Origin of the sequence: Allopusillimonas ginsengisoli, assembly GCF_004153455.1 — a bacterium.
Taxonomy (GTDB): domain Bacteria; phylum Pseudomonadota; class Gammaproteobacteria; order Burkholderiales; family Burkholderiaceae_B; genus Allopusillimonas; species Allopusillimonas ginsengisoli.
On sequence record NZ_SDQE01000003.1, the window covers coordinates 1 to 15,558 of the forward strand.

Consider the following 15,558-nt stretch of genomic DNA (forward strand, 5'->3'; position numbering starts at 1 on the left):
TTACCTGTACTGCCCGAACCGCTTACTGCGTGCTGTTCGTTAAGCAGAGAAACGAGATTATGAAGGAGTTTTTTGCGCTTGTCAAATCGACCCTTCGTACCGCGTTTACTGCCGCTTCGCCCCGCACCGTGCGATCCTGAACCCGCGCCTGGCGTTCCTGAAGGAATCAACCGGCCCTGCGGTTCGATCAGCACATCAGGGTAAACCCTAACGTTGTGTGCTGCGAAGAACAGAACTATAGCATAGCTATTTTTATCCGCGCAAGTCGATTTACCCCGCCAAATACGCCGGCCGCACCCAAAAATACCCTGTCTTTGCAGCAAGCCTTTGAAACATAATTGAAATGTTTTTTTGAGCGAGAGAAAAAATATTTTGGCCACCCTTGATAATCGGCGCGCCACAGGGAGGTTTTAAGGTTTTTTCCCTTAAACCGTCCCATGAAAATGAATTACCGCGGCAAATCGCGGTGAATTACCGCGGCAGATCGAGGTGACGGTGAGTTACCCAGGCAAATCGCCGTGGATTACCGAGGCAGATCGCCGTGGATTACCAAGGCAGATCGCGGTGAATGAATAGTGCCGGTGACAGAAAAATGGGCGGCGGCTGGATAGCCCCCTGCGCAATTAGAGCAAGCCAGCCCCATCAAAATGGACTGGATGTGAAAGCGCCGCCCCCGCCTCAGGCGGCTTTTTCTGCATCCACTGCGCATAAAAGAAAGGCCTCATCAATTAAACCTTACTTCAACAGCCCCCTCCACGCTGTCCCTGGCAATTCCTGTACAGGGCGTCTATATAGGGTTCCTGCTTGAGATTTCTGCTTGAGATTTCTGCTTGGGATTTCTGCTTGGGATTTCTGCTTGGGATTTCTGCTTGGGATTTCTGCTTGGGACTTCTGCTTGGGACTTCTGCTTGAGGCTTCTGCTTGAGGCTTCTGCTTGGGACTTCTGCTTGGGACTTCTGCTTGGGACTTCTGCTTGGGACTTCTGCATAGGGATCCCATATGTAGCGCCTATACGTAACTCCTTTATATGGTTTGCGTATTAGCGTCTGTATGGACTTTTCTGCTTGCCGCCCTCCAGCGTCCGCCCTCCCACCAGGACGTTACATGGGGAGTTGGCCTGCGCACACCCTTGCGCGGCGCCGGAAGATTTTCGCAGCAATGGCTTTCGCGAATCACACAAATACGCTTGCGGCACAAAACCAATCAGCAAAGATCCGCGCGCACACTCTATACTTTCCGGAAGATACACATCCCCTATCACAACAGATCACCTATCCGGACTCGCCACATGCCCTTCAACGAAGACATCCTGATCAACGTGACCCCCTTTGAAACCCGTGTCGCACTGGTTGAGCAAGGCGCCGTGCAGGAAATCCATGTTGAGCGCAGTATTCAGCGCGGCCACGTCGGCAATCTTTATCTGGGCAAAGTCGTGCGCGTGCTGCCTGGCATGCAAAGCGCTTTTGTCGATATCGGCCTGGAACGGGCCGCATTCATTCATGTTGCTGATCTTCGGCAAAATCGCAACGAGCGCAGCAATGGCATCGCTGTAACACCCATAGAAAAGCTGTTGTTCGAAGGACAGTCGCTGTTGGTGCAAGTGATCAAAGATCCCTTGGGCACCAAAGGCGCCAGGCTTTCCACCCAGATCAGTATCGCGGGGCGCATGCTGGTATACCTGCCCTACGATCCGCATGTTGGCATTTCCCAGAAAATCGAATCGGAAGAGGAGCGCAACGCGCTGCGCGAACGGGTGATTGGCCTGCGACCTGCCGATGAAACCGGCGGATTCATCGTTCGCACGCAAGCCGAGGTCGCCAGCGACGAAGAGCTGCAGGCCGACCAATCGTATCTGCGTACCATCTGGGCCAGCATACAGGACAAGGCCAAGCGCCAGCCCGCACCCTCGCTGCTGTATACCGATCTGACGCTTCCGCAGCGCGTGCTGAGGGATATGGTGTGCCCGACGACAGGCTCGATTCTCATTGACTCACGCACGACCACGCAACAGTTGCTGGAATGGGCAAGTGTGTATACACCGTCTGTGCTGGAACGCATCCGGCATTACAGTGGGGAGCGCCCCCTCTTTGACATGGCGGGGGTGGATGAGGAAATCGCGCGTGCGCTGTCTCGCCGCGTGGACCTCAAGTCAGGGGGATACCTGATTATTGACCAGACCGAAGCGCTGACCACTGTTGATGTCAATACCGGCGGCTACATCGGCGGCCGCAACTTCGACGACACTATTTTCAAAACCAATCTCGAAGCAGCGGTCGCGGTGGCGCGTCAACTCAGGCTGCGCAATCTGGGCGGCATTATCATCCTGGATTTCATTGACATGGACGATCCCGAGCACCGCAGCTCGGTGCTGGCCGAACTGAACAAGGCGCTCGCGAAAGACAGAACACGGATGACGGTGAGCGGATTCAGTCAGTTGGGGCTGGTGGAACTGACCCGCAAACGTACCAGGGATTCGTTGGCGCATCAGCTGTGCGAGCCCTGCCCTACCTGCCAGGCGCGCGGAAATGTACGTACGGCGCGTACCCTGTGTTATGAAATACTCAGGGAAATCCTGCGCGAGTCGCGCCAGTTCAACCCCAAGGAATTCCGCATTCTTGCCTCGCAGGCCATTGTGGATCTGTTTCTTGAAGAGGAAAGCACGCACTTGGCCATGCTGGGCGATTTCGTCGGCAAACCGATTTCGCTGGAGGTCGAAACCCAGTACTCTCAGGAACAATACGACATCGTGCTGATATAAAAGGATGGGGGTGCCTCGCATGCAGCCCCCTTCAATTGAGCGCCGATCAGTCCGCTGCCCTGTCCTGCGGACAAACCTCCGGATTGAGCATCGCTTGATAGACCATGTCGATGCGCCGCAGCGTTGCCGCGTCAGCGTAGTAGGAATAGGCCTTTGCCTTGACGCGGTCGTCGGCCAGGTAATTGGGTTTGTACTGGATCAGGTCTATCATCACCGCATGCTCATACGATGAAGACGGCTCGCGCATGTCGATGATGGTAGCGTAACTGGTCTGATCTTTATCCAGCGCAAACTTGGGCGCGTAGCCACATGCCTGCTCGTGCTTGAACAAGGCCATTTGCAGCGTGGGGAAGTTCCCTGGCAGTATGCGTTCGCCCCGGAAATAGACCGGGTCTCGCAGATCGGACATTCTCAATCCGGCGGGAGTGGATGCGCAGCCGGCCATCAAGGCGAATGCGGTGAACGCCAGGGTAGCCTGGATTACTTTGCGCAAACCCGGTTCCCCAAGCCTGCGTGTAGTCGTGACGGTTGTGGTTTTCATGGTGCGGTTTCCTGCGCTCAGTCTTCACGGAACTGCATGCGGTACAGTGACGCATACAGGCCTTTTTTCTCGAGCAGTTCCTGATGCCTGCCTTGCTCGACGATGTGGCCGGCATCCAGTACGACGATGCGATCAGCCTTCTGGACGGTGGACAGTCGATGGGCGATGACCAGCGTGGTACGCCCGACCATCAATCGCTCCAGGGATGCCTGCACTTGCATTTCGGACTCGTTATCCAGCGCCGAGGTGGCTTCGTCCAGGATAAGGATAGGAGCATTCTTGATCAGTGCACGGGCAATGGCCAGCCTCTGGCGCTGCCCGCCTGATAGCTGACTGGCATTTTCCCCCACCTGAGTTTCGACGCCATCAGGCAGCCCGTCAACGAATTCCAGCAGATTTGCCGCCGCCAATGCCTGACGTACTTCGTCGTGACTGGAATCACCCCAGGCGCCATACCCGACGTTTTCGGCAATCGTGCCGTCAAACAAGACAACATCCTGGCTGACCAACGATAGATGAGACCGCAACTCGCCGAGCTTGATGTCCTGAATATCCTGGCCATCGATCAGCACCTGGCCGCTGACGGGTGCGATAAAGCGCGGCAACATATTGACCAGCGTCGTCTTGCCGCTGCCTGATCTGCCCACCAATGCGATGGTTTGCCCGGGTTCGGCCACAAATGACACGTCGTCGAGGGTATCGCGCTGGGAGTCCGGGAAGCGATGATGGATGTTGCGAAACTCTACGCGCCCCTGTACGGGGTGGGCCAGCTTCTTGGAACCCGTGTCGCTTTCTGGATCCTGGTCTATCAAGGTAAACACACTTTCGGCGGAAATCAGCATGCGCTGCATCGCGCTGGCAATCTTGGTCAGGCGCTTCATGGGATCGAATATCTGCCCGAGCGCCGTCATGAAGGCGGCGAAGCTTCCGACCGTCAGCCCTGAATGATTGGCCTGATATAGCGCAACCGCGATCACGGCTGCGACGGAAATGGCAATCGCGAACTGGGACAGCGGCGACATGGCTGCATCCGCTGTCGCCGCGCGCATGGCAAAGCGGCGCAGCTTGCCATTGACGTAGCTGAAACGGTCAGACTCACGCCCATAGCCATTAAACAGCTTGATGACACGCTGGCCCACGATGCCCTCGCGTACGACGCGGGTCAGCTCGGCGTTCATGCCTATGGTTTCGCGGTTGATGCGTCGCAGGCGCTTGATGAAGATGCGCATGATCAATGTCGATACCGGCAGCATGACGATAACAATGACCGTAAGCTGCCAGGACATGTACAGCAGTACACACAGCAGGGCAAACACAACAAGCGTCTCGCGGACGATCACTGTAATGACTTCTGTGGCCAGGCTGGTGACCGTACCTGCGTCGATCGTGAACCGGTTCAGCAGGCGGCCGGAATCGCCTCGCTTGAAGTCCTCATCCGACAGGCCGAGCAGCCGTTCGAACATATCTTTGCGCAGCCCAAGCAGAAGATTGTTCGCCACCCAGGCCAGCAAATAATTGCTGCTGAATACGCAAAGCCCCCTCAACAGCATCAACCCGATGACCGCCAGGGGTATGGACCAGACATAGGAAGGCTTGGCGCCGGAAAAGCCGTCGTCAAGCAAAGGTTTCATGATGATGGCGAGCGTTGGCTGGGTGGCCGCCGCAATGCTGACAAGCACAATGGCCAGCACGATGACTTTCCAGTATTGGGCGACCCGGCTGTATATCCGGCCCCAAAGGCTGTTATTGACGGGGTCCGAACCGGACGCATCGGCTTTTGCGGCTGACTTCAAAAATTGACTCGCTTATATACTATTGGACTGGTCATTTTAACGTTCCCGGGACGGCAGGCGATGACCCATGCCAGCCGCCAAGTCCCTGATCTTAACTTAACAACCGCCTGATGCCGATACCGACTGTCATTTATGTACGACTTCCCAATTGGATAGGCGATGTCTGCATGAGCCTGCCCAGCCTGGAAGCACTGCTCGCCACCCAGATTCCGGTGGTGGTGTGCGCACGGCCCTGGGCGCGTGATTTGCTTTCGGGATTCGACCTGGCGGGCTTCATCGAAATGAAGGGGCGCTGGCGCGAGGATCGCGCTACCGTCCATGCCTATCGGAAAAGGGCCCAGCACCGCCATCCCCACGGCCTGCTGCTGCCGGACTCCCTCTCGAGCGCAATGGTGTTCAAGTTTGCCGGAATACCCAGCGCTGGCTATCGTGACGACGGTCGCAGCCTGATTTTGCGCTGGCCCATGAACAAGCCTGGCGGCGCCCTGCACGCAGTGCAGTCCTGGCATCACGTTACCACTCAGGCACTCAAGCGCTGGGGCGTGCCAACGACCCCGCTACCGTCTCGCCGCCGCCTGGGACTGCCCCTGACCGAGCGCCACCAGGCCGAAGCGCTCGATGCGATCGCCAAGGCAGGGCTGGAGCCTGAACGCTTCATCCTGATAGCCCCGACAGCGACAGGCCTGCATCAGGGCAAAGTCAAGGTCTGGCCGTTTTACGACAGGCTTGCCAGGCATCTGCAGGCCCAGGGCAGAACAGTCGTTATGTGCCCTCCACCGGCAGAAGCAGATGCCGCCAAAGTGGCGGCGCCCACCGCGCAACTTTTGTCTCCCCTTAAACTGGGCGCGTTTGCTACACTCACTCGGCTTGCAACGCTGGTCGTCTGCAACGATTCAGGCGTTTCGCATCTTGCGGCCGCAGCAGGCGCCCGGCAACTGACGCTCTTTGGTGTAACACAACCTGAACGTACGGGTCCGTGGTCCGAAACGGCGTCATGTCTGGGCGATGCCCATGCGTGGCCCAGTCTTGATCTGACGATTGAACAATTGCAAACCCTTTTGCCTTAGCATACGCAACCTGAGAAAACCTGACGACAGCGCATGAGTCTATCGAGCTTTCTGACCAACCTGGTGATTCCCGCCAATCTTTGCATTGCCCTGCTGCTGCTGGGTGCTGTGTTTTACATAGCGCGCCACCGTAAAACAGGTTTTGTGCTGGCGACGACAGGTTTGTGCTGGGCCCTATTCTGGTCTCTGCCCGCTTCGTCGTTATGGGCTGGTGGACGACTCGAGCAACTGCATCCGTGGCAGCCCCCCGCCAGCCTGCCCAAGGCCCAGGCCATTGTCGTGCTTGGCGGCAGCACCGCGAACAGCCGCGCGAACTGGTTTCAGCCCAGCATCGGCGATTCCACCGTCTCTCGCGTGGAAACCGCAGGCGTCCTGTATCAAGCGGGCCGGGCGCCGCTGATCGTACTGTCAGGTGCCGCGCTGGACGGCAACGTGAGCGAGGCACAAATGATGGCCAACAGGCTGGAACACCAGGGCGTTCCAGGGCGCGCCTTATTACTTGAAACCCGCAGCTTCACCACCCACGAGAACGCGCTGTACACAGCCGAACTGCTGCACGAGCGCAATATCAGCCATGTGTTGCTGGTGACGTCGTCGCTGCACATGCCGCGCGCGATGGCTGTATTTCTCAAGCAAGGCATTGATGTCGTCGCAGCGCCCGCGCCTGCGCAAATCACCGTGCCCGACGAACCCGGCTTTTCGTTCTGGCAGCCCAATATGCGCGCGCTATCGGCCAGCCGCTCCATCGTCAAGGAGTACGTCGCGCTGCTGGTGTACTGGATGCGCGGCTGGATTTGAGATTTTTTATTCTGATTGCTGTCTGCGGTTCAAAAACAGCAGCTTGGTGTATCGAAAGAAGCTCCCGGCCCCCGCCATGACGGCAAGAATAAAGCCTTCTTTGCCATCCAGAAATCCACGCCTTACCACGTAGTGCCGGATAAATGTCCAGATGGCATGGCCCAGCGCCCCGAGCGCAGAGGTTTTTTTTCCCCGGGCGTGCATCATTCCTGCAGCGACGCTGGAATAATGATTGATCTTGGCAATAAAGCTTTCAAGATCAGCGTAGGGGTAATGCAGAAAATGGCCCTTGAGAATCGCAACCTGCCCTTGCGGCAGCACGCTTTCGTGTACGGCTACATCCTTGAAGCGGGCTGTACCACGCCGAAACAAGCGCAGAACGTAATCTGGCCACCAGCCGCTGTGACGTATCCAGCGCCCGCCAAAATTCGACAGGCGGGCAATCTTGTAGGCATCGGCTGTCGGATCGGCCATGGCTGCCCCGATGGCGTCGGCCAGTTCTGGTGTGACCCGTTCATCAGCATCGATGGAAAGTACCCAGTCACACGTGGCAAGGTCCAGCGCACGGTTTTTCTGGATGCCGAACCCCGGCCAATCTGTGGTCAAGGCGACCTTCGCCCCCAGTGAGGCGGCGATATCGCGAGTGCCGTCCGTGCTGCCGGAATCGACCACGATGATTTCGTCTGCAAAGCTTACGGACGCCAGGCAGTCGCCGATGTTGTCGGACTCATTCTTGGTGATGATAATGACGGACAAGGTCATTCGTGCTTCCTGTTGCTGCGCTTCCATAGCCTCCAGCGATTATAGACAGGCCCAACCATGGGGTTGCGCGCGATCCAGACTCGCTGGCCAAACATTTTCCCGCCTCGGTTGCGTACCGATGCACGATAGATGCCCGCCGGATCGGTGCCTGGCCGATTCTGGCCATAGGGAGTGGTGGTGTAAAGATAGCGAAACCCCGCCTGTTGCGCGATCGGGATATAGTCCTGTTCGAAATAGCCTTCGGGCCAGCAAAAATGGTCTGAGACTTCGCCCAGTTTTTCTTGCAGGGTTTGACGCGAGAGATCCAGTTCTCGCGCAACATGCACCAACCGGTTTTCCGGGCTGATTTTGTCCCAACGCTTGTGCGTGTGACTATGGCTGTGGAACTCAAACACACCATCGTTACGCATATGCTCTACCTCGCTCCAGCGCAACATGACGTCGTCAATGCGTCCGGCAGCGATCCGCCGTGTGCACTCATGGTGCATGGGTGTTTCGGGCAGCACCCCCTGCCCCAGATGCTGCCGTTTAGGCCCCTCGCCTATCCATGACGTAACAAGAAACAGCGCAGCATTGAAGCCATAACGTTTGAGCAATGGGTAAGCATAGACCCAGTTGTCGAGGTAACCGTCATCGAACGTGATCAGGATGGACTTGTGGGCCACGGGGTGACCATTCAGGTGTTGCGCGAAATCGGCGCAAGTGAGCGAGCGATAACCGTGCCGTTTCAGCCAGGCAAGCTGATTTTCGAAATTTTCGGGGGATGTGGTAATCATCCCCTTGGATGGCGTGACATGGTGATACATCAACACGGGCACGACGGGCGCAGTACGCATAATGTCTCTCTCTGGGCCTGTCCGGCACAGAATCCAGGTAAATCAGGCAACTGTCCATTTTGACAGTTTTATCAAAAACAATTGTTACAGCTGAGCGGAACGACGTTTATCGCGCCTGCTGCGCTTCCACAGCTTGAATCGATTGAAAGCTGCGCCAACCACCGGATTACGTGCCACCCATATGCGACGGCCGACAGATTCGCCTGTGGTGTTGCGGACGGCAAAGCGTGAAATGTGCGCGGGATCCGAGCCTGCCCGGTTCATGCCGAATGCCATGGTGGTGTACAGATGACGAAAACCTGCCTCCTGCGCCAGGCCAACATACTCGTGATCGTAATAGCCTTGCGGCCAGCAATGGTGGTCGGACACTGCGCCCAACTGCTGGTTCAGCGTCTCCCTGGCCTGGGACAACTCTCGCGCCATATGCATGTTTTTTTGCCCGGGATCAATCAGATCCCAGCGGGTGTGCGTATGCGTGTGGCTGTGAATCTCGAAAACACCCTCTTCCTGCATGGCCCTGGCCTCGCTCCAGCGCATAATGACCTCGTCACTGCGCCCTTGCGCGATGCGGGCTTCGCACTCTCGGTGTTCGGGCGTTTCGGGTAGCGTGTCCTGCCCGAGAAAGGGCCGCACCGGACCTTCATTGGCCCATGATGTGACCAGGAACAGCATGGCGCTGTAACCGTACTGTTTGAGCAGCGGATAAGCATAGACCCAGTTATCCAGATAGCCGTCATCAAACGTGATCAGGATGGATTTGGACGGCACTGATTGCCCCGCCAGATGCCCGGCAAACTGGGCGCTGCTCAAGGACCGATAGCCGTGGCGCCGGAGCCAGCGCAACTGATCCTCAAAATGATCGACCGTCACGTTAATCATGCCGGGCGAAGGGGATACGTGATGGTACATGAGCACAGGGACGACGCCTGCGTGACCCATATCGTTACCTCTCTTTAATCTGTGACTTGTCGGAGTTTCGCATAACTGCCTTGTATATGCTTTCGGTTTCCCGGCAGACGCGCTCAACTGAAAACGCATCCACGACCCGACGCCTTGCCGAGTTTCCAAGTGCCGCAAGATCGCAGCCTCCGTCCAAGATGAGCTGGATCCGTGCTGCAATGGCGGGGACATCGCCCACGGGCACGACCCATCCATCCAGCCCGTCGCGCACGTGTTCCGGCAGGCCACCCACATTTGACACTAATGTGGGCAAGCCTGCTGCCATGGCCTCAAGACTGGCGTAAGACGCTGCTTCGGTGTACGAAAGCACAAAACCAACATCCGAGGCAGCCAGAACGGGGCGGATATCCCGCAACAGACCCGGAAACAGCACCTGGTCTTGCAAGCCCGACTTCGCTAAAGCGGTCAGGCATGTCCGGGGAGGAGGATCCCCTGCGACGATAATGCGAACACGAGACCGGAGGTCGGGAGCCAGGCTTGCCACCGCAAAAGCCAGGTCTAGCCAGCCCTTTTCATAATCCGTGCCGCCGACACTACCCAGCACCAATATATTGCCATGTTGTTTGCCAAAATAGGCCTCGCGTGCCGCCTGGCGCTCGTGGGCCATCAGGGGCGGGAAACATCGCATATCCAAGCCAAGGCGGATGACCTGAATATGCCCGCTGCCATAAGGCGAGTCGCGCAGCATGCCTGCAACCGTGTCACTGACCGCTATGCAGGCATCGGTGCCAAACCGGGCACGCAGCCAGTTTCCGAAGCTGCCCACAGGCTTGGTGTTGTGTTTGGTCCAGACAATAGGAGGCGGATGTTCCAGGCCCATGCGCGAGAGCATGACGCAGCGATGGTCGGCAGCGCCATTCACATGCACCACATCGAAGCGCTCGCGGCACAACAGGCGCCGCAGATTCGCAACGCCTCGCGCCGCACCGCTTAACCGCGAGGCAAAATCCCTGCCTATGACCCGCACACCCGCGATGTCCTGCGCCTGCGAGTACAGCCTGCTCGTGCCGGGAGTGGCAACGGTGATCTCATGAGGCCCCTGCAAGCCCGCCGCCAGGCTCTTGATGTAGGTGACATGCCCGCCCCCGTTGAGGTTGTGCATATTGGTGATCAAGACTTTCATGACGCGTGAAGGCCAGATGGCTGGCGGACCCGGCAACAACGAAGCTTGAGGGATTGATTACATTTCAAAATGAAGGCAAGAGCACTGAACATGACCGACCAGCATACTTTGAGTGATATCAGGAACAAACAAATTCGCGCAAATTAAAACAAATCAATACAAATCGCACAATCCTTGCTCAATGGCTTGACACGCAATGGACGCTTTCACACCAATCCCCGACGTTCCTTGAGCCACCGCACATAACAGGTTTCTATTCGCTCGGCCATCTTGGCCGGTCCGAAATTGTCGCCTTCGCGGCAGTACATCAAACCAGCGTTACCCATTTCCCGCCGCAGATCAGGATCGTCAATCAGCCGGAGCAGCGCGCTGGTAAGCGCCTGCTGGTCGTCCAGCGGAACCAGGATGCCAGTTTCGCCGTCGCGGATCATTTCCGGCACGCCCCCCACGCGTGTTCCCACCACTGGCAAGCCAGCTGCGCCCGCTTCCACAAAAGCGGTTCCCGAAGCTTCGATGCGCGTGGCAAGCGCAAACAGATCACACCCTGCGAGCAGATTCGGGACATCGCGACGCGTACCCGTAAAATGAATGCGATGTTCAAGGCCCAGGGCCTGAACCTGTGCCTTGACGCCATCAACGACCGCCGCAGCGCCGCCACCGACAATCACCAGATGCACGTTGGCGCGTGCCCGGATGATGGGTTCCATGGCCGCGATCAATTCCTTGTGCCCTTTTTGCAGGCGCATGACAGCGACACAGCCAACCACAACGTCGTCCCGGGTCAGGCCGAGTTCCTGGCGCAGTGTGGAATGCGGGGGCCGAGGCTGCAGGTCGACCGCCGGATAAACCGTGGCGACATGGTCGCGCGGCACGCCGCGTTCAACCAGATAGTTGCTGACGAAATCACTGGCCGCTGTCACGCGATGTGGAATCACGGTGTACGACAACATGGAGCCTACCTTGCTGGCGAGATGTCGCGTGCGCACAATCAGCGGTGTTCCAGCAAGACGCCCGCCACTGCCTGCCACCAGCGTATCGCGCCGGCTATGGCAATTGAGCACGTCAAATTTCCCCTGGCGCAATATCTTTCGTATCGCTGCAATGCTGCGCACGAAATTCAGCGGCGGGTCCATGGGGGTTTCGTGAACCGTAAACCCTTCTTCACGCACACGCTGGCCCAGCGGGGCTTGCGGTTGACACACCAGTTCCATGTGATGCCCCCGCTCGCGCATCGCTTTCAACATGCGCAAAATATATTGTTCCTGCCCACCCATTCCGGTGGCTGCTTCGGAATGGAGTATTCGTAAAGGGGTCATCAGTAATTAATCTCCACGCCATCGGGTTGTGCCCAACCTTGAAGCTGTTCGAGCATGACATCGGCCATCCGGACGCGCCAGTCTTCGCCCAGGCGCAAGGTGCAATGGAAGTCGTCACGCAGCAGCCGGACTTCGACGGGCACGCCTGGAACGCCGTTTTCGGGCTCTGCCCGAAACGGGTTGAGCAACTGACGCAGCTTCGCCGCATCAGCCTCGCCATTGAGCGTGATGCAAAGGCTGCGCGCACGCGCCTCGCGCGCAAGCTGCAAGTCGAAGACGGAATCTGCCGATACGCGCAGTCCGCCGGAAAAATCATCGTTGCTGACCTTGCCTTGAATGATGATCAGGCGATCCTCTTTGAGGCGGTCTCGATGCTGTTCATACAGCTCGTTGAAAATCGCAACCTCCACCTGCGCGGAGCCATCATCCAGCATCGCATACAGCATCTTGCCCCGCCGTGTCATTTTGACACGCACGGAAGACAGTACGCCCGCAAACCATTGCAGGCTACGGGAAGGCTCGAGCCGCGCCAATGGCTTGGGCGCGAAACGCCTGACTTCGTCGCGCCAGGCGTCGAACAAATGCCCGCTGAAATAAAAGCCCAGCGCCGTTTTTTCCTGGGTAAGCTGAGTTTGCAAATCCCAGGGGGCTACCTTGGCCAGTTCGCCTTCAACGATATCGTTAGCGTCATCGGCGAACAGGGAAACCTGGTTCGCGCTGCGTTCGGCCTGTTCGGCAGCATCGATGGCGTTGCCAATGGTGGCAAGCAAGGCCGCGCGGTTTTCTTCGATTCGGTCAAAGGCGCCTGCACGTATCAGCGCTTCGACTGTGCGGCGATTGACCGTGTGCCTGTCTACCCGGCGGCAGAAATCGAACAGGCTTTGGAAAGGCCCGCCTTCCGTACGCGCCCGAATGATCTCCTCGACCGCACCCTGCCCGGTTCCTTTGACGGCGCCCAGCCCATAGCGCATGGTGCGGGGCGGTTGGCCACGGGCCGAGTATTCGTCGCGTACCGGTTCAAATCGATATGCCGAGGCATTGACGTCGGGTGGCAGTACCTGCACGCCATTGGCCAGTGCATCTTTCCAGAATGTCTGAACCTTGTCGGTGTCATCCATGTCGGAGGACAGCGTTGCCGCCAGGAACTCGGCGGGATGAAACACTTTCAGCCAGGCTGTCTGGTAGGCAATCAGTGCGTATGCCGCAGAATGGCTCTTGTTGAAGCCGTAGCCCGCGAACTTTTCCATGAGGTCGAACAGCTTGACCGCCAGCTCGGCGTCGTAGCCTTTTGCCACGGCGCCCTTCTCGAAAATGGCGCGATGCTTGGCCATTTCCTCGGCCTTTTTCTTGCCCATTGCGCGTCGCAGCAGGTCGGCGCCGCCCAGCGAATAGCCTCCGATAATCTGCGAGATCAGCATCACCTGTTCCTGATACACGATGACGCCGTAGGTACTCTTTAACACCGGCTCGAGATCCGGATGGAAATAATCCACCTCGGCCTTGCCATGTTTGCGATTGACAAAATCCAGCACCATGCCGGATTCGAGCGGGCCCGGGCGATACAGCGCCAGCATGGCAATGACGTCTTCAAACGTATTGGGCCGCAGATTCTTGAGCAGCTCCTTCATGCCGCGCGATTCGAGCTGAAACACAGCCGTGGTATTGCCTTCGCTGAGCAGGCGATATGCCTGCGGATTATCGAGCGGCAGCGCCATGATGTCGAAATCGCGCTTGTCTTCGTTGAACTGGCGCACAAAGCGCACGGCCCAGTCCAAAATAGTGAGGTTGCGCAACCCGAGAAAGTCGAACTTCACCAGCCCAACGGCCTCGACATCGTCCTTGTCGTACTGGGACACCGCATTGCTGTCTGTACCCGGCTGGCAATACAGAGGACAGAAATCAGTCAACTTGCCCGGCGCGATCAGCACGCCGCCGGCGTGCATGCCGATGTTGCGCGTCAAGCCTTCCAGCGGGCGGGCGAGATCGACGAGCGCCCGGACTTCTTCGTCCTGATCGTAACGTTCTTTGAACGACGGTTCCTGTTCAAGCGCCCGCTCAAGCGTCCAGGGATCGGCCGGATTGAAGGGAATTAGCTTGGACAGGCCGTCGCACAGCATATAGGGCATTTCAAGAACGCGTCCAACGTCGCGCACCACTGCCTTGGCGCCTAAGGTGCCGAAAGTGGCAATCTGGCTTACGGCTTCTTTGCCGTACTTGTGCTTGACGTAATCGATCACCCGTTCCCGGTTGTCCTGGCAGAAGTCCACGTCAAAGTCTGGCATGGAAACCCGCTCAGGGTTCAAAAAGCGTTCGAACAGCAAGTCGTAGCGGATGGGATCAAGGTCAGTAATGCCCAGCGAGTAAGCGACCAGCGAGCCCGCGCCGGAACCCCGGCCAGGCCCCACGGGAACGCCGTTGTGCTTTCCCCAGTTGATGAAATCGGCCACGATCAGGAAGTAGCCGGGGAAGCCCATCCCGATAATGGTTTGGCACTCCCACCGCAGCCGCTCCAGATACTGTGGATACTTTTCGCTGCGCTCGGCCTCGTCGGGAAACAGTTGTTGCATGCGCTTGGCCAGCCCTTCTTCGGCCAGCTGCGCCAGGTATTCATCGAGCGTGATACCGTCCGGCGTCGGAAAATCGGGCAACTGGGGCTTACCCAGTACCAGCGTGAGATTGCATCGCTTGGCGATCTCGACGGTATTGGCCAACGCCGAGGGCACATCGGCAAAGCGCTGCATCATCGCTTCTGAACTGAGCAGGTACTGCTCGCGCGTGAAACGGCGAACCCGCTTTGCATTGCCCAACTGCTCGCCTTCTGAAATGCACACGCGTGCCTCGTGCGCCCGAAAATCGCCCTCTTCGAGAAACTGGACCGGGTGGGTGGCCACCACAGGCAGGCCGTGCTTGGCCGCCAGCCTCATGGCAGCCTGAACATAGGCTTCGTCGCCATCGTGACCACTGCGCTGCAGTTCTATGTAATAGCTGTCGGGGAACTCGCGCGCCCATTCCTGAGCAAGCTGGCCAGCCTCATCGACCTTGCCCGCCTCAAGCATCTGGCCCACATCGCCGACACGCCCGCCGGATAGCAGAATCAAGCCTGCCTGATTGCGCAACCACTCCCGCCGGACCTCTGCCCGGCCGCGATACTGATTGTCCAGCCAGGCACGCGTGAGGATGTCGCACAGGGCAAGATATCCCTGATTATTGCGCACCAGAAGCAGCAGGCGATAGGGTTTATCGCGGTCTTGCTCGTTTTCAACCCAGATATCGGCGCCTGCGATCGGCTTCAGTCCCTTGCCACGCGCCGCCTTGTAAAACTTGATGAAGCCGAAAAGATTGCATAGATCGGTGAGCGCCATGGCCGGCTGCCGGTCGCTGGCAGCTTTCTTGACCAGTTCGGGGATACGGCCAATACCGTCCACGATCGAAAATTCGGAGTGGACACGCAAATGTACGAATGGGGCAAAGGTATGGGCTTCTGTCATGGTGGAATTGTACCCAGCCTGCAAAATGTCGTGGCAGGCGCGGGCACCGCGACCTTCTGATATAGCAGGACTGTTGTAAAGAGGGAAAAACCGCGGGGCTGGCTCTGTTTATAAGC

Annotated in this window: 12 protein-coding genes; 3 read left to right on the plus strand and 9 right to left on the minus strand. The window is 57.9% G+C overall.

Annotation, left to right across the window (positions count from 1 at the left end):
- Window positions 1-380 (minus strand): hypothetical protein (locus ERE07_RS21840; RefSeq protein WP_209021116.1); only part of this gene is annotated, 380 nt, incomplete at its 3' end.
- 908 nt (window positions 381-1,288) lie between these two features.
- Here ERE07_RS21840 and rng point away from each other — a divergent pair.
- Window positions 1,289-2,758, plus strand: coding sequence for a ribonuclease G (gene rng, locus ERE07_RS08150; RefSeq protein ID WP_130008328.1), 1,470 nt, complete (start codon window positions 1,289-1,291; stop codon window positions 2,756-2,758).
- A gap of 46 nt (window positions 2,759-2,804) precedes the next feature.
- Here the strand turns inward: rng and ERE07_RS08155 are convergent, their stop codons facing one another.
- Both ERE07_RS08155 and msbA read right to left on the minus strand, forming a co-directional pair.
- Entirely contained in the window at window positions 2,805-3,299 is a 495-nt protein-coding gene (locus ERE07_RS08155) for a hypothetical protein (protein WP_130008329.1), read from the minus strand.
- 17 nt (window positions 3,300-3,316) lie between these two features.
- Window positions 3,317-5,092, minus strand: a complete 1,776-nt coding sequence (msbA, locus tag ERE07_RS08160) for a lipid A export permease/ATP-binding protein MsbA (protein ID WP_130008330.1) — start codon at window positions 5,090-5,092, stop codon at window positions 3,317-3,319.
- Between the two features lie 167 nt (window positions 5,093-5,259).
- Here msbA and ERE07_RS08165 point away from each other — a divergent pair, with 167 nt between their 5' ends.
- Window positions 5,260-6,159, plus strand: a complete 900-nt coding sequence (locus ERE07_RS08165; RefSeq protein ID WP_425330964.1) for a glycosyltransferase family 9 protein — start codon at window positions 5,260-5,262, stop codon at window positions 6,157-6,159.
- A 33-nt stretch (window positions 6,160-6,192) separates the two neighbouring features.
- Complete coding sequence (locus ERE07_RS08170) at window positions 6,193-6,957, plus strand: YdcF family protein (RefSeq protein ID WP_130008332.1); 765 nt, start codon at window positions 6,193-6,195, stop codon at window positions 6,955-6,957.
- Window positions 6,958-6,963: 6 nt separating this feature from the next.
- Here ERE07_RS08170 and ERE07_RS08175 read toward each other — a convergent pair whose 3' ends face one another.
- From ERE07_RS08175 to dnaE, 6 genes are all read right to left on the minus strand, one after another.
- A complete protein-coding gene (locus tag ERE07_RS08175) occupies window positions 6,964-7,719 on the minus strand; it encodes a glycosyltransferase family 2 protein (RefSeq protein ID WP_130008333.1) in 756 nt (251 codons plus the stop codon).
- The gene (locus ERE07_RS08180) at window positions 7,716-8,555 is read right to left on the minus strand and encodes a polysaccharide deacetylase family protein (protein ID WP_130008334.1); all 840 of its coding nucleotides are present in this window, start codon (window positions 8,553-8,555) and stop codon (window positions 7,716-7,718) included. Before ERE07_RS08180 ends, ERE07_RS08175 begins: the two co-directional genes overlap by 4 nt.
- Before the next feature lie 84 nt (window positions 8,556-8,639).
- A complete protein-coding gene (locus ERE07_RS08185) occupies window positions 8,640-9,494 on the minus strand; it encodes a polysaccharide deacetylase family protein (RefSeq protein ID WP_130008335.1) in 855 nt (284 codons plus the stop codon).
- 4 nt (window positions 9,495-9,498) lie between these two features.
- On the minus strand, window positions 9,499-10,638 hold the full coding sequence (locus tag ERE07_RS08190; RefSeq protein WP_130008336.1) for a glycosyltransferase family 4 protein: 1,140 nt from the start codon (window positions 10,636-10,638) through the stop codon (window positions 9,499-9,501).
- Window positions 10,639-10,844: 206 nt separating this feature from the next.
- On the minus strand, window positions 10,845-11,954 hold the full coding sequence (locus ERE07_RS08195) for a glycosyltransferase family 4 protein (RefSeq protein ID WP_130008337.1): 1,110 nt from the start codon (window positions 11,952-11,954) through the stop codon (window positions 10,845-10,847).
- Window positions 11,954-15,442, minus strand: coding sequence for a DNA polymerase III subunit alpha (gene dnaE, locus ERE07_RS08200; protein WP_130008338.1), 3,489 nt, complete (start codon window positions 15,440-15,442; stop codon window positions 11,954-11,956). Before dnaE ends, ERE07_RS08195 begins: the two co-directional genes overlap by 1 nt.
- Between the last annotated feature and the right edge of the window lie 116 nt (window positions 15,443-15,558).